The sequence below is a fragment of the Salimicrobium halophilum genome (genome assembly GCF_900100295.1).
GTDB lineage: Bacteria > Bacillota > Bacilli > Bacillales > Halobacillaceae > Salimicrobium > Salimicrobium halophilum.
In genome coordinates this window covers 371,077-393,881 of the sequence record NZ_FNEV01000002.1, presented here as the reverse complement: position 1 = coordinate 393,881, position 22,805 = coordinate 371,077, and the positions used below count along the sequence as shown (strand labels likewise).

The 22,805-nt window shown below is 45.7% G+C and carries 21 protein-coding genes and 1 riboswitch; of the genes, 9 read left to right on the top strand and 12 right to left on the bottom strand.

Features of this window, described 5'->3' with window-relative positions:
- The first annotated feature begins 6 nt into the window (after window positions 1-6).
- The gene (locus tag BLQ44_RS05530) at window positions 7-330 is read left to right on the top strand and encodes a hypothetical protein (protein WP_093192862.1); all 324 of its coding nucleotides are present in this window, start codon (window positions 7-9) and stop codon (window positions 328-330) included.
- 85 nt (window positions 331-415) lie between these two features.
- On the top strand, window positions 416-979 hold the full coding sequence (locus BLQ44_RS05525; RefSeq protein ID WP_093192861.1) for an FAD-dependent oxidoreductase: 564 nt from the start codon (window positions 416-418) through the stop codon (window positions 977-979).
- Between the two features lie 217 nt (window positions 980-1,196).
- Here the strand turns inward: BLQ44_RS05525 and corA are convergent, their stop codons facing one another.
- Entirely contained in the window at window positions 1,197-2,141 is a 945-nt protein-coding gene (gene corA / locus BLQ44_RS05520; RefSeq protein ID WP_093192860.1) for a magnesium/cobalt transporter CorA, read from the bottom strand.
- A gap of 94 nt (window positions 2,142-2,235) precedes the next feature.
- Between corA and BLQ44_RS05515 the strand changes: the two genes are divergently transcribed.
- Window positions 2,236-2,820 carry a GNAT family N-acetyltransferase gene (locus BLQ44_RS05515; RefSeq protein ID WP_093192859.1) on the top strand — a complete coding sequence of 195 codons (585 nt, stop codon included), beginning with the start codon at window positions 2,236-2,238 and terminating at the stop codon, window positions 2,818-2,820.
- A 66-nt stretch (window positions 2,821-2,886) separates the two neighbouring features.
- Here the strand turns inward: BLQ44_RS05515 and BLQ44_RS05510 are convergent, their stop codons facing one another.
- Window positions 2,887-3,813, bottom strand: coding sequence for a manganese-dependent inorganic pyrophosphatase (locus BLQ44_RS05510; protein ID WP_093192858.1), 927 nt, complete (start codon window positions 3,811-3,813; stop codon window positions 2,887-2,889).
- Between the two features lie 145 nt (window positions 3,814-3,958).
- On the opposite strand from BLQ44_RS05510, the gene BLQ44_RS05505 reads away from it, so the two are divergent.
- From BLQ44_RS05505 to BLQ44_RS05495, 3 genes are all read left to right on the top strand, one after another.
- The gene (locus tag BLQ44_RS05505) at window positions 3,959-4,222 is read left to right on the top strand and encodes a hypothetical protein (RefSeq protein ID WP_093192857.1); all 264 of its coding nucleotides are present in this window, start codon (window positions 3,959-3,961) and stop codon (window positions 4,220-4,222) included.
- A 126-nt stretch (window positions 4,223-4,348) separates the two neighbouring features.
- The gene (gene nfsA / locus BLQ44_RS05500; RefSeq protein ID WP_093192856.1) at window positions 4,349-5,086 is read left to right on the top strand and encodes an oxygen-insensitive NADPH nitroreductase; all 738 of its coding nucleotides are present in this window, start codon (window positions 4,349-4,351) and stop codon (window positions 5,084-5,086) included.
- An 11-nt stretch (window positions 5,087-5,097) separates the two neighbouring features.
- Complete coding sequence (locus tag BLQ44_RS05495; RefSeq protein ID WP_093192855.1) at window positions 5,098-5,808, top strand: NAD-dependent protein deacylase; 711 nt, start codon at window positions 5,098-5,100, stop codon at window positions 5,806-5,808.
- 58 nt (window positions 5,809-5,866) lie between these two features.
- On the opposite strand, the gene BLQ44_RS05490 is transcribed toward BLQ44_RS05495, so the two are convergent.
- Window positions 5,867-8,215 carry a penicillin acylase family protein gene (locus BLQ44_RS05490; protein WP_093192854.1) on the bottom strand — a complete coding sequence of 783 codons (2,349 nt, stop codon included), beginning with the start codon at window positions 8,213-8,215 and terminating at the stop codon, window positions 5,867-5,869.
- Window positions 8,216-8,330: 115 nt separating this feature from the next.
- Here BLQ44_RS05490 and BLQ44_RS05485 point away from each other — a divergent pair, with 115 nt between their 5' ends.
- The gene (locus BLQ44_RS05485) at window positions 8,331-8,804 is read left to right on the top strand and encodes a DUF456 domain-containing protein (protein WP_093192853.1); all 474 of its coding nucleotides are present in this window, start codon (window positions 8,331-8,333) and stop codon (window positions 8,802-8,804) included.
- A gap of 191 nt (window positions 8,805-8,995) precedes the next feature.
- Here BLQ44_RS05485 and BLQ44_RS05480 read toward each other — a convergent pair whose 3' ends face one another.
- The 6 genes from BLQ44_RS05480 to BLQ44_RS05455 form a co-directional block, all read right to left on the bottom strand.
- Window positions 8,996-11,008: a methyl-accepting chemotaxis protein gene (locus BLQ44_RS05480; RefSeq protein ID WP_093192852.1), complete on the bottom strand. Its 2,013-nt coding sequence runs from the start codon at window positions 11,006-11,008 to the stop codon at window positions 8,996-8,998.
- Between the two features lie 162 nt (window positions 11,009-11,170).
- A complete protein-coding gene (locus tag BLQ44_RS05475) occupies window positions 11,171-12,196 on the bottom strand; it encodes a C40 family peptidase (protein ID WP_093192851.1) in 1,026 nt (341 codons plus the stop codon).
- A 223-nt stretch (window positions 12,197-12,419) separates the two neighbouring features.
- Entirely contained in the window at window positions 12,420-12,986 is a 567-nt protein-coding gene (thiT, locus tag BLQ44_RS05470; RefSeq protein ID WP_093192850.1) for an energy-coupled thiamine transporter ThiT, read from the bottom strand.
- Window positions 12,987-13,068: 82 nt separating this feature from the next.
- Window positions 13,069-13,168, bottom strand: a riboswitch (TPP riboswitch).
- A gap of 61 nt (window positions 13,169-13,229) precedes the next feature.
- Complete coding sequence (locus BLQ44_RS05465) at window positions 13,230-13,976, bottom strand: alpha/beta hydrolase (RefSeq protein WP_093192849.1); 747 nt, start codon at window positions 13,974-13,976, stop codon at window positions 13,230-13,232.
- A 79-nt stretch (window positions 13,977-14,055) separates the two neighbouring features.
- A complete protein-coding gene (gene zupT / locus BLQ44_RS05460) occupies window positions 14,056-14,862 on the bottom strand; it encodes a zinc transporter ZupT (RefSeq protein ID WP_093192848.1) in 807 nt (268 codons plus the stop codon).
- A gap of 229 nt (window positions 14,863-15,091) precedes the next feature.
- Window positions 15,092-15,334 (bottom strand): hypothetical protein, encoded by a 243-nt coding sequence (locus BLQ44_RS05455; RefSeq protein WP_093192847.1) that lies wholly within the window; start codon window positions 15,332-15,334, stop codon window positions 15,092-15,094.
- A gap of 279 nt (window positions 15,335-15,613) precedes the next feature.
- Between BLQ44_RS05455 and BLQ44_RS05450 the strand changes: the two genes are divergently transcribed.
- The gene (locus BLQ44_RS05450; RefSeq protein ID WP_093192846.1) at window positions 15,614-17,767 is read left to right on the top strand and encodes a malate synthase G; all 2,154 of its coding nucleotides are present in this window, start codon (window positions 15,614-15,616) and stop codon (window positions 17,765-17,767) included.
- Window positions 17,768-18,010: 243 nt separating this feature from the next.
- Window positions 18,011-19,294: an isocitrate lyase gene (gene aceA, locus BLQ44_RS05445; protein ID WP_093192845.1), complete on the top strand. Its 1,284-nt coding sequence runs from the start codon at window positions 18,011-18,013 to the stop codon at window positions 19,292-19,294.
- A gap of 44 nt (window positions 19,295-19,338) precedes the next feature.
- On the opposite strand, the gene BLQ44_RS05440 is transcribed toward aceA, so the two are convergent.
- Genes BLQ44_RS05440 through BLQ44_RS05430 form a run of 3 tightly spaced genes read right to left on the bottom strand, consistent with a single transcriptional unit; the run spans window position 19,339 to window position 22,792 of the window.
- Entirely contained in the window at window positions 19,339-19,740 is a 402-nt protein-coding gene (locus BLQ44_RS05440) for a secondary thiamine-phosphate synthase enzyme YjbQ (protein WP_093192844.1), read from the bottom strand.
- A gap of 5 nt (window positions 19,741-19,745) precedes the next feature.
- Window positions 19,746-20,708, bottom strand: coding sequence for a diaminopimelate epimerase (gene dapF / locus BLQ44_RS05435; protein WP_093192843.1), 963 nt, complete (start codon window positions 20,706-20,708; stop codon window positions 19,746-19,748).
- 59 nt (window positions 20,709-20,767) lie between these two features.
- Entirely contained in the window at window positions 20,768-22,792 is a 2,025-nt protein-coding gene (locus BLQ44_RS05430; protein ID WP_093192842.1) for an iron ABC transporter permease, read from the bottom strand.
- Window positions 22,793-22,805: the final 13 nt, after the last annotated feature.

The following is a 22,805-nucleotide window of genomic DNA, read 5'->3' as shown; positions in this document are numbered from 1 at the left end:
TGTCTTATGTATGGAACACCTTTGGTCCTTCGATTTCATCAATCTCCGTCGATCCAACAGTGGATGGAATGGTATCAACAACACAACTGCAACGATATGTATATCAGACAACACAAACACGTCGCTTATAATCAATGCTTTCCGAAGTTCATTTCCTTCTTATTGACGATGAACCCGGACCAAGCCATTTCAGTTTTTATCGAAGATGGAGATGAAGACAAAGTGATACAGCTTACTAAAAGGGTCTTCGGACATTGTCTAGAAGATGTTGAGGTCAATAGGCAAGTCGATCGCAATTACATGAACAAAGGATTTGCGTTTTCTCTATAATAAACATAAATCTGGAATTCCACATTCTGCATTGTGGTTTTCCTGAACAGAGTAAGGTTATACTTAGAATAAGGAGGTAATAATTATGATGGATATTGCAATTATCGGAGCAGGACCTGCCGGGGCAAGTGCCGGGATCTTCGCTGCTAAAGCTGGCAAGGAGGTAGTCATGTTCGATTCCGGGAAAAGTATTACAGCGAAAGCATGGGTAGAGAATCACTATGGTCTGCCAAAAGGTGTCGAAGGGCCCCATTTATTGAATGCCGGACAGGAACAGGCGACGAACCACGGCGCAAAATTGGTCGAGGGAGAAGTCGACGGTATCGAAGAAACAGCAGATGGATATGCATTGACTGCCGGAGGCGAAACCTATAATGCAAAACACGTTCTTTTCGCAACAGGGATGTCGGCGAAGCTGGCTGAAGAATTCGGTCTTACTGTCACAGAAGGAACCGAACCCCGCGTAGCAAAAATCATCAAGGTCCAAGAAGATGGTCACACAGAAAAGAAAAATGTATGGGCAGCCGGAACAGTAGCCGGAGTGAGCGTACATACGATCATCACGTCCGGAGACGGCGCGCGCGTCGCCGTAAATATTCTGTCTGAAATCAACGGTGAACGATACGTAGACCACGATATTTTGAAATAGGAATAGCGGATACGCCCGTTTAGAAACCTCAGTCATAAGTAGACCGGTCAGACAAAAGCGCACTTTCTTTTTTTTGATCCGGGCTACTTATGGCTCGGGTTTCTGGGTGATGCAGCTGGACAATAGGAATAGCGGATACGCCCGTTCAGAAACCTGTTCATTTAAAAAACCGGCCTTCGAGCCGGTTTTTTTGTGACGATTTCCTCTTACTGAATGATCAATCAAACCATCCCTTTTTCTTGAAAAATACAACCATGGCAACCGTCATCATAATCATGATTCCCCAAATAATGAAATAACTGTATTTGTAGTCAAGCTCCGGCATATAGGCAAAATTCATTCCATATACACCCGCTATAAAGGTCAAAGGAAGAAATATCATCGATACGACGGTCAGAAACTGCATCGTTTTGTTTTGCCTGTGGGAAGTCATAGATAAATGACTGTCCCGGATATCCTGGGTCATCTCCCGGTTGGAAGCGATCATGTCCGAAACTTTCAACAGATGGTCATAAATATCGCGGAAATATTCTTTATGTTCATATACATTTTCAAGGTCATGTGTATATAACATCCGATATACCATATCACGCATCGAGTGGACGGTCTGCCTCATTTTCAGCAGCTCCCCCCGTCTGTCGAACAACTCCTCCAGCATATCTTCCATCGATAATTCGTTCGTATTATCTTCGAGGTCATTGATCTGGTCCTCCAGTGAATAGATAATCGGGAAATAAGCATCTACGACCTGGTCGAGAATGTTGTGAAGAATGACTGCTTCGTCCGCAGAAGAAGGTTTCTTTACAACATAATCTCTCACCTTTTTTACAAAGGAAGAGGAATGCTTATGAAAAGTGACGATCAGTCCTTCACTGAGAAACACATCGATCTCTTCTTTCTCCAGGGTCTGCCTATCGAGCGTATGTAACACAAAAAACGTATGATCTCCATAATCATCCAGCTTTGGACGCTGCAGTTTGTGGAAACAATCTTCCACTGCGAGCGGATGAAAGGAGAACTCCTTCTCCAGAAGCTCCTTTTCATCGGAGGATGGGTTATCGAAATCGATCCATCTCCATTCATAGTCATTCTTCCAAATATCCGTTAAGTGTTCCATCGTTTCCATTCCGCGCTCTCTGTGAAAAGCCATACTGTGAATCATATTATCACCCACCTTTCTCTATCTAGTGGTATACCCTCTTTCTTTTTTCAATAATCTGTTATAATGAAGAGAAAAAAAGAAGGGACTCCTGTTTATGGTCCGGGATATTATACTAAAAGAGAATAATGTGACGCTACGAAGTATTCAGGAGTACGATCTTCCTTCCTTATACAATCTCATTTATGGAGACACCGAACCTTTATGGAAGAAATACGACGCTCCCTTCTACTCCCTTGAACCTCACACACTCGAAAGCTATAAAAGTCACGAACTGGCAAGAAAGTATCGACTTTCAGAGCATGAAGTGGACTCCCGTCTCCTCATCGAATATGAAGGAGAAATCATCGGTACCGTCATGTATTACTGGGAAGAAAAGTCGTCCTTCTGGCTTGAAGTGGGTATCGGGATCTATAATGCGGATTTCTGGGAGAAGGGTGTCGGGAGCCAGGCCCTCCAAATGTGGATCGATTACCTGTTCCAAGCGATGCCACTTGCTAGAGTAGGTCTCCGCACCTGGTCCAAAAACACACGGATGATTCATATCGCTTCAAAACTTGGAATGACAGAGGAAGCTCGCATCCGTAAAGCCCATTTGTATCAGGGGAATTACTATGATTCCGTTCGCCTTGGCATCCTTAGGGAAGAATGGTATTTCACGAAGAATCAGGAGAAAGAATAAGTCGACTACTGAATACAAAAAGCCGCGTTCCTTTTTTCACAAGGGAAACGCGGCTTTTATTTGTCATTAGCCTAATACTTTATTGAGTGGAGGTACTACCTGTTTCTTACGGGAAACGACATCTTTCAACACAGCTTTATTGTCTTCAAGCTTCACGTCGAAAGCTTTTTCTACAGCTTCCTGTTTATCTCCTACAGTAAGTGCTGTCGAGTCACTATCCAGAATATCAGTGATCAGAAGAACAAAAAGGTCGTAGCCATTGTCATCGATTTCTTTCTGCATAGCTCCTTCGAGTTCTTCTTTACGTGAGAGTACTTCGTTCGTATCTACCGTATTCACCTGAGCGATGCGCACGTTCGCTTCTCCCATATCGAATGCTTTGGCATCGAGAGAAATGAGCTCTTCAGCGGATTTTCCGCTGATATCTGTACCTGCTTTCAGCATATCCAGACCGTATTCGTTCAAATCGATGCGGGCTTTAGCCGCAAGTTCCTCGGCAGCTTTTTCATCCTCCGCTGTGCACGTCGGAGATTTGAACAATAGCGAGTCGGAGATGATAGAAGAAACCATGAGTCCGGCCATCGTTTCAGAAACTTCTACACCATTTTCTTTGTACATTTTATTCAGGATCGTTGCGGTACATCCGACCGGCTCGGCACGATAGTAAAGCGGGCTCTTCGTTTCGAAGTTGGCAATACGATGGTGATCGATCACTTCCTTTACTTCCACCTCATCGATATCATCCACACTTTGTTGACGTTCATTGTGGTCTACCAGGATGACTTCTCCGGTTTCATTGGCTACTGTTTCCACGAACCGAGGAGCTTCCTGATTGAAATAATCAAGCGCATAGGATGTCTCCCCATTAAGCTCTCCCAGGCGTACCGGTTCCACCTCGTAACCTAGCTGTTTTTTCAAATCTGCATATACAATGGCAGAGCAGATTGTATCCGTATCTGGACTTTTATGTCCAAAAATCAATTGTTTCGTCATAATAATCCCCTTTCTCCTCCATTTTTTTACCCGGTTCGATTATAGAACAAAAAGCCCTGCTCGTCTATCCTCGGCGGTGTCTATTGACAAATTATTCAAATATGGTATCATTTAAAGAATACATTATTTTAAAGGAGGTTTGCCAATGACGTTTTTACTCGCTAATGAATTAGTGACATGGGTATTATTTCTTGTGTTTCTAGGAACGAGCTACCTGTCTTATCAGGCATATAGGGAAAACCATTCCCGTCGCCAGTTTTTACTGGGATTCATTCACCTTGCGATCAGCCCATTTTTCGCTTACACGATAGGACCGATCATTCTCGGCCTTGGTCTGATTCAGCTCTATATGAGTACCATCCAATGGAAAAATAAAAAAGCCGCTAAACGATTCAGCCGCTTACAGTAGAATAAGACCTCTATGTAAATCTTCCTAGATGACCACTCCTCTTCGGTCCACGACCTTCTCTTCGTGTAGATCAACTTCTTTATGCTAAACTTAAAGAAGCGTTCTACATAAGAGGAGGTTTTTTCATTGAATTCGACAATAGAAACGATTTTGAACCACCGTTCCATCCGTTCCTTCGAAGAGAAACCCTTAGAGAAAGAGACGATCCATACGCTCATTGAAGCTGCCCAGCAGGCATCGACCTCCAGCTACATGATGGCTTATTCGATCATCGGCATTACGGATAGGAAGAAAAAGGAACAGCTGCACGAAGTCTCCGGTCACCCGCACGTCTTGAACAACGGGCATCTGTTCATCATTTGTGCTGACTACCATCGTATGACTTATGGTGTCTCTGAAGAAGCAAAGGAAGATATGAAAGCGAATCTCGAGAACAGCGAACACTTGATGACCGCTGCAATCGACGGGGCTTTAGCAGCGCAAAACTTAGCAATAGCAGCAGAATCCATGGGGCTTGGTATGTGTTACCTCGGAAGTCTCCGGAATGACATTTCGAAAGTGGACGAAATATTGAACTTGCCGGAGTACGTCTCCCCATTGTTCGGTATAGCTGTAGGGGTTCCGGCAGAAAATCCGGAGAAGAAGCCACGCTTGCCACAGAAGGCTGTGTACTTCGAAAATGAATACCAGGACCATGAAGAAGTGATCCGCGCTTTCAACGATAAGATCAGTGACTACTACGCTTCACGCTCATCGAACCGTCGAACAGATACGTGGTCGGATCAAATGCTACGAAGATTCCGGAAACCGATCCGGATGGATGTAACCGAATACCTTCACAAGAAAGGATTCAACAAAAGATAAGGAGGACAATTGTGCTGGATACTATCAAAGACATACTCTCGAGCGCTGATCACGTGGTCGCCCTGACAGGAGCCGGGGTATCTACAGCAAGTGGCATTCCTGATTTCAGATCGAGCGAAGGACTATGGAGTGAGGACAAATCCCGGGAAGAGTTGATGTCACGAGACTTTTTCGATCAAAACCCCGAAGAGTTCTGGCATCACTATAAATCGATCTTCAAGCTTAAGCTTCTGCAAAATTATGGTCCCAACGCTGTCCACCGTTTTCTATTAGACCTTGAAAAGAAAGGGAAGCGCGTAGATGTCGTCACTCAGAACGTGGACGGCCTTCATACCGCAGCCGGGAACGGAAATGTTCTGGAATATCACGGTACCCTGAAGACCGCTACATGCCCTGATTGTTATAAGACATACCCGCTCGAAAAAATACTCTCTGAAGACGTACCTACTTGCACATGCGGGAGTATTCCCAAACCGGATGTCGTACTTTTCGGAGACATGATCCAGTATCACGAAGAAGCAGAAAGGCTCGTACGGAAAGCTGATGTGACGCTGGTATTAGGCACTTCCCTCAGCGTGATGCCGTTCAACATGCTTCCGATGGCTGCTGGAGGAGTGAAAATACTCATCAACAATCAGCCGACGGATAAAGATTACATGTTCGACTATTATATTCATGACGATTTGTCCGAAGTAGTCGCATATTTGAATCGCAAAGAATAATTAGAAGAACCCGAACTTTGAGCAGTTCGGGTTCTATTAATAGGTGCTTCCAATCCTATTATTCCTCCGGCAACAGAAGTAACTCCTCGCCGGTGTCTTCTAAAAGGTTCGTTTCGTGATAATCACCTTCTACCCAGTCTTCATACTGACTATGATACCACTTGCTATTGAACCGTTCTGATTGACCAGGTCCTACGATATGGTGAGATTTCGTCATATCACTGGTGTCGATGACGTACCTCCACGATGCTCCGTGATCCACCTTACCATTATCATCAAACCCTGCTGCCCGAACTGTCACCCTGCTCCCACTGACAGGAAGAGGGTCTTTCCGATTGTAAAATCGATCAAGAAAAGCTATATCAGATAAAGGATGAGTGAATTCCACCCGGTGAAAATCTCCCCAAGCCCAGTCCGATGCGGATGCGCCGTATTCCATTTCCAACTTTTTATATGTTCGTCGGAAAGCGGAAGTGATCACTTTTTCTTTTCCACCTGCTTCCTTCATCCACTCAGACTCTTCACCGTTTTGTTCGGCTCTCAGAATTTCATCGGTCGTCTGCGCTTTTCGGTGAAAGAGAGAATTGATGTCCTCGGGAATGTCCGCATACAACAGGTTCTCTATCTGATCAAGCCAATGATGGAAGATAAGTGGTTGCGATAATTCTTTGTTATCCTCGAAATTCCATTCCTCCATCAGACTGAGTGCGGCAATCTCTCCGTCTGATAAACCCTCTCTCTTCACCTCTTCTACGAGAAAAGATGTAAATTCTTCTGCCTGCAGATTTTTTACATCCATCTGCATCCGCTTTACGTCTTCGACAGTGATAGTACTATCTTCTTCAAGCATTTCCTGGATTCTTTCATAACGATAAGGTTGCGCCCAGTTATGGCTGATATGATAAGGGTAGTCATCCGTTGTGATTTTATTGTTAGCCGTGGCCACCCATCCTTTTTCCGGGTTGACGACTTTCGGCAGTTCATTAAAAGGAATGAACCCATCCCACTGGTCTTCCTCCACCCAGCCTCGAAGCGGCAATTGAGAATCTGCGGGGTTATCATAAATAGGTATTTTTCCATTCGCTTTATAAGCGATCGTTCCGTCGTTCGAAGCAAAAACGAAGTTCTGGGCAGGTGTATGAAATTTCTCCAGACCTTTTTCGAAAGACTCCCAGTCATCCGCGCGGTTAATATCAAGAACTGCCTCGAGTTCCCGGGAAGGATCGTGGGCTGTCCAGCGGAGAGATAGTGCCTCCCCTTCTCCCGCACCTTCTGAGAATTCATTGATGATCGGTCCATTCCTCGTTTCTACTACTTCATAATCAATCGTTTCTCCACCGCTTACTTCAATAGGTTCTTCATGGATGACAGCATCCTCCCATTCCCCTTCATATAAAAATTGTTCAGGGTTCTCAGGGTTTCTTCTTTCGACATACAGCTGCTGAACATCAGGACCGACATTCGTAACCCCCCAGGCCACGTCCTCATTATGACCTAGGATAATCCCGGGTACGCCAGCAAAAATGACTCCACTCACTGCATGATCAGGACCGCTCAGCTTCATCTGATACCAAATGGATGGCGTGGCGATTCCAAGGTGTGGATCATCAGCTAAGACGGGATTCCCCGATTCCGTTCGTTCTCCGCTCACCACCCAGTTGTTACTTCCATTGAAAGGATGCGGCAAAGAGGCATTACGGAAGTCTCCGGCGATGTCCAGAGACGTATCTTCAAGGACTTTCGGCTTGTTCTCCGGATAATAAGCCATTATTTCCTCCGCTTTCTCTTCTGTAAAATTGTTCATGGCGTAATATTGGAACGCCTGCCGTTCCCAGTGACCGCCAAGATCATGAGCCATAAATTTCCCTATCGTCAAAGAGTCGACAGGTGTCCAGGGCTCCGGTTTGGATCCCAACAAAGTGAAAGCAGGAGGCAGGCTATTTTCTCGATCCGCTTTTTCTATGTAGGTATTCACTCCTTCGGCAAAAGCTTCAAGAGCCGCTCTCCCTTCCTGTGAATAATCTTCGAGAGAAGCCTCCGCCGCTCTACGAAGCCCTAAAGAGCGAAAGAATTTATCCTGATCTATAGTAGCTGAACCGATTATTTCACTTAATTCCCCGGAGGCCTGACGCCGTGAGAGCTCCATTTGCAGGAGACGGTCCTGGGCCTGGACATACCCCTGCGCCATATATAAGTCCTCTAGTGAATCAGCCTCTATATGAGGGACTCCTTCTTCGTTTCTTGTTACACTTACCTCCGATGATAACGCTTCCAAAAAAATTTCTCCGTTCGTATCTGGCAGGGTACGCTGAACATAAATGAAGACAAACAAAACAACCGCAAGCAGCAGAATTACTGTTCCTAAACCGATTCTTAACCATATTTTTTTCCAGTTCCACGATTTCATGACTCCTTGTCCCCCTTTTCTTCCATTATATATAAGTCACAGGGAAAATCACGAAGAATTTTCTCTGGACAGTTGAGAATACTCACGTACAATGAGATAAGAAAGGAGTGCAACGATGGAAATATTGTTATGGACACTTATTATCGTTTTATTCACCTTGAGCTTCGTAAGTCTCATCTTTCCCATTATCCCGGGCCCTCTCGTGTTATGGGCAGGATTTCTTTTAAGTATATGGCTTCAAGGGAGTCTCTCTCTATGGTTCTGGATCGGAGCAGTAATACTTACTCTTCTATTGATCGTTTCAGATATGATTGCCAACAGTATATTCGTGAAAAAGTACGGGGGAAGCAAATGGGGAGAATGGACAGCTGTAGTGGGGGTTATCATCGGCTCATTCATCATCCCACCCTTCGGTATCCTAATCGTCCCGTTTGTCCTGGTACTTCTCGTAGAATTTCTTTTGGAAAAGCAACCGGACAAAGCATTCCGTGCAGCAGTCGGAACCCTATTCGGATTCCTCAGCGGCACCATCGCCAAATTCGTCATTCAACTGATCATGATCGGCTGGTTCTTCTTCTCTTATTTTTAAAAATGAAAAGCGGAGACATCCCGCTTAGAAAATTACCGGAGGTCCTCAATAATCTTCTGCAGGTACGCAAATGAGCGTCGAATTATGTCGAAAGTCCTGAAAATCGGCATGCAGGTCCGCAAAAGCTTCCGGAATGTCCGTAAACAGCTACTATGATAAAAAAGCGAGGCCGTAGGAGGCCTCGCTTTCTCTTATTCTTCGCTCTGCTCTTCCGCTTCAAGCCTGAACCTTTGCAACTCCTTCTGCATATCGAAAGATACGCCCTCAAGACTTTCAGCCAAATGGTTCAACTGTTCCATAGCTGCCTGACTTTCTTGCACAGAAGCTGACACTTCTTCAGAAGAAGCTGCCGTTTGTTCCGTTACACTACTGATTTCGTTGATGTGCGTAGTTACGTCATCTTTCTTCTTATTCATTGTCTTCATTTCGTCTAAAATTTCATCCATACTTACAACGCTTTCAGTTATGTGTGCAAACAGATCTTCAAAAGACGCTTCCGTCTCATCCACAGCACCTTTTTGTTCTTGGACTACTTCTGTCGTATCTTCTATCAGGTCCACGATGTCGTACGTACGTTTCCTCATCTGCTCAATCATCGCAGACACATCTCCAAGGGCTGATTCCGATTGTTCGGCAAGTTTCCTTACTTCGTCTGCGACAACCGCAAACCCTTTCCCTGCTTCCCCGGCCCGGGCAGCTTCAATGGCAGCATTTAATGCGAGAAGATTCGTTTGTCCGGCGATACCGGAGATTGTACCCACAACACTGTTTACATTATCAGAACTTTGACGCAGCTCTTCAATTGCGTCTTTCATCTCTCCTGTCACAGCATCCGTTTTATTCGACTGATTTCTCAACCGTTCAATGATCGCCATCGCTTCTTTGGAACGTCCTGACAATTCATCAGAGCGCTCTTTCATTCGTTCACTTCGCTCAACCGCTTCATCAATCGATTTCGACAAGTCATCTGCTGATGAGACACTGTCCTCCATCCGCTCTGCCTGATGCTGAGCACCTCCGGCAATCTCCTGGATCGCATTGGAAATTTCTTCAGCAGAAGCGGCATTCTCTTCGGCATTCGCCACAACATTTTCAGAGGACGATTGCACCCGCTCGGACGCTGTATTCACTTTTCCAAGTAGATTGCGGATCGATTCAAGCATCAACGTGTAACTCTTGGATAAATCACCGATTTCATCATTACGGTCAATGATAGCTGTTGCTGTCAGGTCCCCGTTCCCTGCACGCTCCATAGCTTCCTGTAGTTTTTGGACAGGAGTCGTCAGACGTTTCGTCAAGAAGTAAGCAAGAACAAATGAAACCACAAAAATGATAAGCAATGTAATAACTATAGGTGTAATAATTTCATTGCTCGATGCGTATATATCAGATAAAGGCAAAGCACCGACCATCTTCCACCCCGTCTGGTCGTTGGTCACATAAGAAAAGATTTTCTCTTCCCCTCCATTTTCTGAGGTGAAAGTACCTTTTCCTTCATCAAGAGTACTGAAGAACTCTTCATTCGAACTCTTACCAATCTGCTTATCGTCCGGATGGTAGACATATACACCTTGTTCGTTGATGATCATCGCATTTCCAGTCGTGCCGAATTCGACGGCTTGAACGGAATCGAATAAAGATGTGACCCTGAAATCGATAGCAAAAACTCCATAGGTGTCAGACCCGGATTCAATCATTTTTGCAGCACTGACAATGGTATCTCCGGAGGCCGCATCTTTATAAGGGTTGGTCCAGATAACATCACCTGGTTGTTCTACCGCTTCCTTATACCATGGTCTCGTCGTTGGATCATAATCATCCCCTAGATCCGCCTCAGGATAGATAAGCATTTCTCGGTTTTCAGAAACCCCCATATACACATTCAATATATCAGGGTGTGCTTTCTGAATAGCTTCAAACCGGTCAAATACTTCTTCTCTCTGACCCTCCACATTTTGCACTATGTCTTCTTCTGCAACCGTATCTGTATTATGTTCGATACTTGTAAACAGAGTGCGGAATGAATCATTCATGAGAGAGGTCTGCTGGGCGACATCCTCCTTCATTGTGGTTTCTGTGTTCGAAAGGTTGATCCAATAACTGACACCGGCCACCACGATACCGGTCAATAATACAAGAGTCATAAATGATAGCAGAAACTGACGCTGGATCCCTTTTTCGTAGAATTTTCTTCTTGATGACAAACTAACCCCCCCCTACAATCTTCATCTATAGTAGTATCGACATAATATTCTCTATTTTCACTTGCACAAAAAAAATCGCAAGGAATCCTTGCGATTTTTACGTTTATTTATTCGATTGGCGGGAATAACATTATTGAAATCATCTATAGCAATGTTTATTCGTTATTGCGTCTGAATACCGTTGAAGATTGCTGTAGAGAACTCTGCACGGGATGCATTATCTGTAACATCCATAAAGTTCGTTTCAAAAACAGTAGTAGTGTCAATAGCATTCAAAAGAACAACTGCATTATAGAAAGGGTAACTAGGTGTAACGTTGTCATAGATATCATCCGCTTCTGTGATGTCATATCCTTCTAGGGAGAAGGCACGTTGAACGATCAATGCCATCTGAGACTTTGTCATTTTTTCTTTAGGACGGAATGTTCCGTCACTGAAACCACCGATGATACCTTTTTCCTGTACAGCTTCGATATCTTCTTCAAAACGAGTTGTTTTAGAAGATACATCTTTGAACCCTTGTCCTTCGCCACTATAATCGAAATAACGATTGATGATGGCTGCAGCCTGTTCACGAGTTACATCTGCATCAGGACGGAATGTTCCATCTGTGTTACCACTGATGATATCTTGGGAAGTCAATGATTTAACCGCTTCGAATGCAGGATCATCTTCAGCAAGATCCGGGAAAAGATCGCTTAGTGGAGCTTTGCTAGCTGCTACTTCATCCTGATTAGAGAAGGAAGCAACGCGTTTAGCACCAGCGTATTTTGGTCCCCAGTACGGATTGCTTAGAGAAACGAGTTGGATTCCGCGACTGCTTGTTGCGTTATAGAACTTGTTGTTGCCTGCATAGATTCCTACGTGAGAAATACCTCGACGATAGGTATTTTTAAAGAATACGAGATCTCCTTCTTGCAAGTTCGATCTTGATACGGACTGACCTGTGTCATACTGACTCAATGTGTCTCTTGGAATAGAAATTCCCATCTTACCGAATACATATTGCGTGAAACCGGAACAGTCAAATCCACTCGGTGTGGTACCCCCGAATACATAAGGGACACCTATGTATTGTTTCGAAATACTGTGAAGTTTTTCTTCAGAAGCTGCGTCTGCTTCTTTCGACGGCAGAACGAGGACAGTTACAAAAGCGATCGCTACAAAAAATAAGACTTTCTTCAACATAATGACTTTCCACTCCTATTCCCCAATGTTTTTCTTCTCTCTTTTTTCTATTTATCTTTATTTTTTATTTCCTTTTTTCGAGCACTGAACACAGTGTATCAAAAAATTCCGGCTGTGAACGTTACGTTTATGTTACAAATGTTTATCATAATGAAACAAAGACCTTCTTTTCCTGACATCAAAAAAGCTCTGAACCCTGTGATTCCAAGGTTCAGAGCTTTCATTACAATCGTAATAATAGGCGTGGACGCTTCCATAAAAGAAGACTTATAACAATAGCACTTGCTATAAAAGAAGGTAGCATGTATCCCCCATTGTACAAGAGGGAATAGAGCCACACAGGTTGATTTTCCGCCAACGAAGCGAAAAACACCATACCTGCAACAAAATGAGAAAGAAAACGGAGGGTACTTCCGATAAGTGTACCCAAAACCACATAAGTCAAAACATGCTCCATATGATCATTTCTGGCATTCTTTTTGATTTTGGTTGCAACGATTCCTGCTGTTCCGATGACAGCGAACGCAACAATGTAATCGAGAAACGCCTGAACGGGATGAACGATGAACGCCCCGGTGAACAATTGATAGAACCCGAATAACAGCCCTGTAATCATTCCTCCGGAAATTCCCCAGCGAAACGCCATGAGAAAGACCGGTATCATCGCAAATGAAATCGATCCTCCCTGGAACCAAAGATTGATGGACAAGAACGGCAGGATATCAAGCAATAATGCAATCGCTGAAAAAATCGCTGCCTCCACAAGAAATAACACCCGTTGTTGTTGCATTGTATCTCCCCTTTCTGAAGACACAAAAAAAGCAATGCTCAAGAGGGGCAGGCTTTCTGATGGAAATCCCCGTGCATTGCCCATCAAAAAAAGCCGCCATCCCTACGCCAGTATTAACTGACAGGTTCGAAGGGTCTGAACGAGACGTTCACTCTCAGCCATAGGCTCCCCTTGAAGGCTTTTCTATTATTTGCTTTCTTTGCTTACTTTCATTATAACGTACGTCTCATGTAAGTACAAAAATTATTCCACTTTCGCATTGATGTGACGATCGAAAAACTCAAGGCTTCTCTCGATGATAAGATCCTGATCGTTATCCAATGTCGCTACATGATAGCTGTTTTCGAGGTGCACCAATTCTTTTTCTTCGGAAAATGCCATATCAAACACCATCTGTCCATTCTCCGGTGGAACAACATGATCCTCTTCAGAAACGAATACGATCAGCGGAGCCCTCACTTCACTTAATTGCTCATGCACTTTGGACATTAGATTACGCAGATGTTTCAGCGACCGGACCGGCGTCTTGTGATAAGTCAACTCGTTTACGCCTTCTTTCTTGATATCCGATCCGATCGAGTCGACAAATCGGAGTTCTGACTTCGCCATCGCCACCAGTTCGGGTACGTCTACCGCGGGATTGATGACAGCTATACCATCGATTTCCTTATTGGCAGCCAAGTACAGGCTGAGCGTTCCTCCCAGGGATAATCCTACCACGAATACACGTTCACATTTATTCTTCACCCAGGCATAGGCATTTTCCGCTGACTGGATCCATTCTTCGGCAGTCGTCTGTTCCATGTCTTCAGGAGTCGTTCCATGCCCGATCAATTTAGGACAGGCTACGGTGTATCCTTCTTTTGCGAAAGCATCCGCAAGTGGACGCATACTTTGGGTAGTTCCTGTGAAGCCATGAAGAACGATTACCCCTACTTCATTCCCTTCTTTGTAAAAAGCTTCGGCACCTTTCATTACCGGTTCTCTCATCTCAACATCAGCCCCCTATCTGTTCCTTACTACTCTATACCTTAGAAGGAGAAAAATTAACCCTTTTTTCAGCAAAAGTTTAAATAAACAACAAGAGGCTTACAGCCATGACGACCATTCCTGCAACTACCCCATAAATCGATAGGTGAGCTTCCCCGTATTTTCTCGATGCCGGTAACAGTTCATCCAGGGATATGAACACCATGATCCCAGCTACCCCGGCAAAAAGAATTCCGAACATCAGATCATTCAGAAAAGGCATAAGAATCAAATACGCCGCTATAGCTCCGATCGGTTCGGATAACCCGGAGAGAAAAGATAATTTGAACGCGCGCTTTTTGTTTCCTGTAGCATAATAAATGGGAACGGAAACCGCAATCCCTTCCGGTACGTTATGGATAGCGATGGCTATAGCAATGGCTATTCCGAGAGATGGATCCTGCAAAGCTGAAGTGAATGTTGCAATCCCCTCAGGAAAGTTATGGATCGCTATTGCAAGAGCAGTGAACACTCCCATTTTCATTAGAGCCGGGTCTTTGATTTCAGATTCGCTCTTAGACATATCCTCCACTTTCTTCACTTCATGAGGATTCCCTTCTTTAGGTATAAGTTTATCGATGAGAGCAATGACAACCATTCCGCCAAAGAAAGCTCCGGCCGTCAACCATTGCCCACCTTCCTGACCAAGCGCATCCACCAATGACTCCTGAGCTTTAAAAAATATTTCCACCATAGATACATATATCATTACACCAGCTGAAAATCCTAGTGCCAGTGATAGGAATTTCGTATTCGTCGTCGATGTAAAGAATGCCAGGATACTTCCGATCCCTGTTGCAAGACCAGCCATGAGCGTCAGCCCAAACGCCAGTAACACACCTTCCATATTCACTTCCTCCTTCTAGTCGATTTAACAATGTTCATTTTACACAAAGTTTTTCTCTAGTGCAACTTTTTTAGTTAAGGTTATAATATGCGCACATAGGCAAAAATGAACCTCTGTTTTAAATTTTGGCCCCTATTCTACGTTTCCAAATGAAAAGAACCCGGGATTACAGGTCATCCCTGCAGTCCCGGGTTCTTATTCAGCGGTTTTTCTTGTGAACCGAAATAGCTCAGTTAATATTAAACTTTGTCAACTCGGCCGCACCTTCAAGATAAAAGGCTTCTACAGCATTCGTATATACAGCTACTCCGCTCTCCAGGAACCACCAGCTGTCACGCTCCAACTGTTTCGTTACGAATTCTGTGGCTTCCCGCTGGTCCATCTCTTCACTTAACTCCAGCTCATGTTTTACTTCTCTTCTACTATCTAACATGAGTACCAACTTCCAATTCTTTTTCGCTTCTTCAGCCATAATATAATACTTCCTTTCGTATGTAGATTTACTATATAAATACCCAGTTCCACTCTAGGCTAATCATATATATTTTCTGATTATAAATAAAATTTTGTGATCAGACAACACCCGTTTTATCTCTTCTGTTTTAAGACAGCACACGAATTAAATAAATTTTCTAAATTTTTTCAAAATACCTGTTGACTTAACGCTGTGTTGTTATATAATACGAATTAACAAATAAAACTGTTATGAAACAGTTGATTCTTAATCACAGTAAACAAAGGAGGACTTACCTTGGCCGCTTACCAGCCGCTCGGGAATTACCGGATCGATTCTGTGTTACATCAGTTTATAGAACAGGAAGTGCTACCTTCGCTCCCTGTTTCATCCAACCAAATTTGGGGAGGGCTTTCATCACTTCTCGACCGTTTCTCCGATAGGAATGAACAGTTATTGAATACAAGAAGGGAATTGCAACAGGCTATCGATGAATATCATACTTCCTCCCCTTCACAATCTTACGAGGAATTCCTTATTTCCATCGGTTACTTAGAGGAAAAGAAACCTGAATTCACCATCGAAACGAAGAACGTGGATCCGGAAATGAAAGATCAGGCCGGACCACAACTAGTCGTCCCGCTCACAAATCAAAGATATGTTCTGAATGCTGCAAACGCCCGATGGGGCAGCTTATACGACGCCTATTACGGTACGGATTTCATCCCGGAATCCCCCGGAATAGAAAAAGGGAGTTCCTATAATCCGGAAAGAGGACGCGAAGTAATAAAACAGGGGCGCCAGCGTCTCGACGAGTGGTTCCCTCTAAAAGGAGGAAGTCATCAGAATTCCATCCGCTACGCTGTCGTAAACGGAGAGCTTTGCGTCGAACTCTCCGATCAATCCAGACAGAAGTTGAAAAAACCGGAGGCTTATATCGGGTGCCAGGGAGACTGCCGCAAGCCTCAGGCCATATTACTAAAACACAACGATCTACACGTTGAATTACAATTCGACCGGAACCATCCGGTCGGACAGATCGACGATGCGGGCATCAAAGATATCCAGCTCGAATCGGCACTCACAACCATCATGGACTGCGAAGACTCCGTAGCCTGCGTGGATGCTGAAGATAAAACGAGCGCTTACCGGAACTGGCTCGGACTTATCAAAGGAGACCTGAGTACTACCTTCAAGAAAAACGGAGAGCTGATGAAACGTAGTCTAAAAGCCGATCGGAACTATCGTACGCCCGAGGATGAAGAAATAACATTGAAGGGCCGCTCCCTCATGCTCATACGTAACGTCGGACACCTGATGAAGAATCACGCTGTTCTGGACCGGAACAACGAACCGGTATTCGAAGGCCTTCTCGACAGCTTTTTCACAAGTCTGATTGCCATGCACGACCTGGAGCTAAGGAATAACTCCAAAGAAGGCTCGATCTATATCGTAAAACCGAAAATGCACGGATCAAAAGAAGTCGCCTTCACGAACGAAATCTTGAACTACATCGAAGATATTCTGGAACTCGAGAGATACACCATAAAAATCGGGGTTATGGATGAAGAACGACGAACCTCTTTGAACCTTCACAACTGTATTCATGAAGTGAAGAATCGCATCGTATTCATCAACACCGGCTTTCTCGACCGGACCGGCGATGAAATCCACACGTCCATGGAGAAAGGGCCGGTGATCAAAAAGGGGGCGATGAAAGGAAGCACCTGGCTCAACGCTTACGAAGCATCCAATGTCCGTACAGGGATTCACACAGGTTTTATCAAACAGGCACAGATAGGAAAAGGCATGTGGGCGAAACCTGCAGAAATGAAAGCGATGCTCGAGGAGAAGATCAGTCACCTGAAAGCCGGCGGAAACACCGCATGGGTCCCTTCCCCGACAGCGGCTACGATTCATGCCATGCACTATCACGAAACTTATGTTCCGGATATACAGAAAAAGATCCCGGATGAGGATCGGACACAGGAAATGCTGGAAATTCCGGTAGCCTCCCCTCCGGAAGACAAAGAGGAAATTATGCAGGAAGTACGGAATAACGCTCAAGGAATTCTCGGGTATGTCGTACGCTGGGTCGAACAGGGTATCGGTTGTTCAACAGTCCCTGATATCCACGACACGGGACTCATGGAAGACAGAGCAACCCTCCGCATTTCCAGTCAGCACATTGCCAACTGGATCAAGCACGATGTCATTGCAAAAGAGGAGGTTCAGGAAGTGATGAAACAGATGGCAGAAGTCGTAGACAGACAAAATGAACACGACCCGAATTATCGACCGATGTCCCCGAATTTCGAACAGTCTATCGCTTTTCAGGCCGCTTCCGACCTTGTGTTCCTTGGTGATCAGCAGCCAAACGGCTACACCGAACCGATTTTGCACAAACGCCGTCTTCAGTTTAAGGCTAATCAGTTTTCCCAAACCATTTAAGGAGGAGATTATTATGAAAACGTATCAAAACTTGAGCAACTCTTGTCACAGATGTGGGATGGACCATACCAGCCATAAGGAAGCGATTGAGTGCTGCAGTGACGCTGACGGTAATTCATAACTTTTCGGAGACGCAGGGTCCCCCCTCGTCTCCTGGCCTTTATTTTTTAATCATACTGTTATATAACAAATCATAATAAACAGGATTGTACCTGTATCCAATTTTTCTAAGGAGAGATGAATATGAACAGAAAAGAACAGATCGAACAGTTGGAAAACAAATGGAACAGTGAGCGTTTTGAAGGAGTAGAACGCCCCTACAGTGCAGAAGAGGTTATTAAACTACGAGGATCTGTAGTCATAGAGCAGACGATTGCCCGTATGGGATCAGAACGCCTATGGAACTTGCTTCACAACCGTGATTTCGTACCGGCTCTCGGAGCTTTGACAGGGAACCAGGCGATGCAACAGGTCAAGGCGGGGCTGGAAGCGATTTATCTAAGTGGGTGGCAGGTAGCTGCAGATGCGAACCTTTCCGGACAAATGTACCCCGATCAGAGCCTTTACCCTGCGAACAGCGTGCCGCATGTAGTGAAACGAATCAATCAGACATTCCAGCGGGCCGATCAGATCGAGCATGCTGAAGGAAATGGAGAGAAGAACTGGTTTGCTCCGATCGTCGCTGATATGGAAGCAGGTTTCGGCGGGCCGCTCAATGTATTCGAACTGGCAAAATCGATGATTGAAGCCGGCGCAGCTGGTGTACACCTCGAAGACCAGCTTGCTTCCGAGAAGAAATGCGGACACCTCGGCGGGAAAGTTCTGCAGCCGACGCAAACCGCTGTTCGTCATCTGATTTCCGCTCGTCTTGCTGCTGACGTGATGGATGTCCCGACCGTCATCATCGCCCGCACGGATGCAAACGCTGCAAACCTTATTACGAGTGATGCTGACCCGTATGACCATGAATTCCTTACCGGTGAACGAAGTGCCGAAGGATTTTACCGCACGACTCCAGGTATCGACCAGGCGATCTCCCGAGGTCTCGCTTACGCGCCTTATGCCGACTTGATCTGGTGTGAAACATCCGAACCGAATCTCGAAGAAGCGAAGAAATTTGCAGACGCGATTCACGAGAAGTACCCGAACAAAATGCTTGCTTACAACTGTTCTCCTTCCTTCAACTGGGAACAGAAACTCGATCAGGAGACCATCGAACAATTCCAGGTGGAACTCGGGAAAATGGGCTACAAGTTCCAGTTCGTTACGCTTGCAGGATTCCATGCGTTGAATCACAGCATGTTTGAGCTTGCCCGTAAATACAAAATGGAAGGCATGGCAGCTTATTCCGAACTGCAGCAGGCGGAATTCGCTTCAGAGGAAAATGGGTATACGGCAACAAGACACCAGCGTGAAGTAGGTACCGGGTACTTTGATGAAGTTTCGATGGCAATCTCCGGAGGGACCTCCTCTACAACTGCTCTGTCAGGCTCAACAGAAGCAGAACAATTCATCACCAGTAAGTAATATTAAAAAAACCTCCGAACAATCCGTTCGGAGGTTTTACGCTTTCATCCTTCGATCATCTTCACAACGACTTTCCTTGTTCTTGGTCCATCGAATTCACAGAAGTAGACACCCTGCCACGTTCCAAGTACAAGACTACCATCCTCTACGATGAGCGTCTGGGAATGACCGACGGTGCTCGTCTTCATGTGAGAAGCCGTATTCCCTTCCGCATGCAGGTCTTTTCGATGCTCCCATGGATAAACTTCATCGAAACGCCTCAACATATCCGTCTTCACATCGGGATCCGCATTCTCGTTGACGGTGATCCCTGCCGTCGTGTGCATCGACTGGACTACGACGATGCCATCTTTCAACTCACGCTTCCCTATACATTCGGTAATTTGAGACGTGATATCCACCATCTCACTATGAGAAGATGTAGATACTTTAATCGTTTCGATCATCGTACTTACCTCCCTTGAGACTTGGCATACTCTCTGAGTTGTTCATAACGTTCATTCTCATCTTTATGCACATGTCGAGGCGACTCTTCGAATGACTGCGATGCGAGATCGACGGTCAATTCCGCTTCGTACACATACGTAGCATTTCCCCGAAGCTCTACACGGTAATCATCATTCTTATGAACGACGCATTGGACCATCCCGCCTTTGTTCATCACCGTGATCGGGGTTTTCAAATCATTCCCAGCTACAAGGACAGAAACGATGCTCGAAGCGGACATGGCCGTCCCGCAAGCATTGGTGAGCCCCACACCACGTTCATACGTCTGGACGAAGATTTCGTTTTTCCTGACCGGTTTCACAAAGCTTACATTTACGCCGTTCGGAAAAACGTCAGGCAGATTATTCGCCAGTTCCCCGATTCTTTCAAGCTCCTTTTCTTCGTAATCATCAAGAACAGAAACGACATGGGGATTCGGAACGCTTAAAGCAGTGAATGTCTGATCTTCGGTAAGAGCACTGATCTCCACTTCCCTGGCTTCTTCCTCGTTCCAGGTCATCGGAAGTGTATCTGTTCGGAAGGAAACCGGTTCAATCGCTACAGAGAACGTATCGATTCCTTCGTAGATCTCCTCTACTCTCTCCACATCGAGTACCGCTTTTTCCGTCTCGATATCCACTTTGTCTTCTCCCGTTTCCTCTATTACATAACGGGCGACTAACCTGAGTCCATTCCCGCACATTTCCGCCTCGGTGCCATCCGAGTTGAACATGCGCATGCGTGCGGTGGCTTTTTCACTGGAAAGGATGAACAGTATCCCGTCGGACCCTACTCCTTCGAGACGATCGGACAGCAGAAGGGCCATCTCTCTTCTATCATCATCCGAAAGTGTCTCCTCGAGCTTACGTTCATCAATCATAATAAAATCGTTATCCGATCCATGTCCTTTGATATATGGAATCTTCATTCGTGACACCACTCCTACTTCCGAGTTTTATAACTACATTTTGTCTCATCATACCATACTCATGCGGCTCTCCGCTTCATCAGCCATAGAAAGTACGGGGCTCCGATGACGGCGACAAGAATCCCCGAAGGAATCTCCGCAGGTGCGAGAAGCGTCCGGCTGAAAAGATCCGCTACGACGAGAAGCAGCCCTCCGATCATCATCGCCACCGGGAGCAGACGCTGATTGACGGTACCGACGAAAAGTCTTGCGGCATGAGGAGCGATCAGGCCGATGAAACCGATAGACCCGACCGCTGCCACACTGCTTGCCGCAAGAAGTGTCGCAATCAATGCCATCTGGAAGCGCACCGAGCGTACGTTCAGACCGAGTCCTTTTGCCGTATCATCGCCAAGCCCAAGAACATCCAGCGTTTTGATATAGAAAAACAAAACCGGAATAAATAACAACACCGGCCAGACGAGGTAGGTGAACAATTCTCCATACCCTTTGGCATACGTCGTACCTGATAGCCACGTGAGTGCAGATGCCACGCCCATGTCGGCACGGACGACAAGAATCTGGATGATTGCCTGTCCGAATGCACTTACACCTATCCCTAAGAGAGCGAGCATCGTCGGCTGAAAGTCCATTTTAGCACCGAGGATCATAACGATGAAGAAAAAGACGATCGCTCCGACCATTGCTCCGACAGGAATCCAGGCAGCAGAAACGGAAAAGACGTACATCGTAAGCAACGCCCCTACGCCTGCCCCTGAGGTGATTCCTATAACAGAAGGGTCAGCTAGCGGGTTCCTTAGCACCCCTTGAAAGATCAAGCCACTGACAGCCAATATCGCCCCACTGGTGAAAGCGACAATCGCACGAGGGAGTCTGAGTTCCAAGATAAAGGTCTGGATGAAGGATTCGGCTGTTCCTTGAAAGACAGCAAATGTCTGCCCGGGTTCGAACCCATAGTTGCCCGTAGACATACTCACGAATACCGTCAGCAGGACAAGACCTGCAAAGATCGGTAAAAGAACACGAAGCCGTATCTGGACAAGAGACGAACCTGCCATCACCGCTCCTCCATCCGAAGCACCACCGGCTTTCATGCGAAGGACAAGCCAGATGAGCCATGGTGCTCCTATCAAAGCAGTGATGGCACCGACTGGTAATTCCGAAAAAGAGGGGTCGATGATCCGAGCTAGCACGTCTGCCATCAACAGGACATTCGCTCCCCACAAAAATGAACCTAATAGAAGGGTGAAATGGGAGCGGAAGCCGATGAGTTTGATGATATGCGGAGCCACGAGACCTATGAACCCGATTGGTCCTACGACACTTACGGTCACGGATGTGAGCAGCACACTTACGATGATGGTTATGAACTTTACGGAGCGGACGTTTTGACCGAGAGCCGTAGCCACTTCATCGCCGAGCGTCAATGTATCAAGCTTCCTGGCATACCCCAAAGCGATAAGAAAAGCGATAGCCACCACAGGGAGTGCGAACTGTACCCCGTCCCAATTATTCTGGACAAGTGTCCCTGATCCCCATAAGAACAACCCTTGCGTTTCATTCTCATAAAAGATCTGCAGAACACTTGTGAGGGATGAGAATAGAAATGTGACAATCATTCCTGCAAGCACCATACGTACAGGTGTCGCATTCCCTGCTCCAGAAAGAATGTATACGATAAGGAAGGTGACCACCCCGCCGATGAATGCAGTGACGATTCCGTTCAGAAAGAGAGCGAACGGAAAAAAGATCGTCGTCACGACGACGGCGAAGTATGTTCCGGAATGGATCCCCAGCGTACTCGCCGAAGATAACGGGTTCTTCGTTACGGTCTGCAATATGACCCCGGAGGCAGCCAGCGCTCCCCCTGCGACGATCCCCATCATAGCCCTCGGCATCCGGAGTATGCGTACGGTATGATGTTCAAGGGTATCTTCAGGGAAGAACACAGCCTCCAATACCGTCATCACCGGAATCGACACATTCCCCTGATTTATATGTATCCATGTAAGTAAAAAGAGAAAAAGAAGCCCTCCCCCGAATGTGAGCGAGGTCTTCCATACTGTTTTCCAATCGAATTGCATATAGCTTCATTCC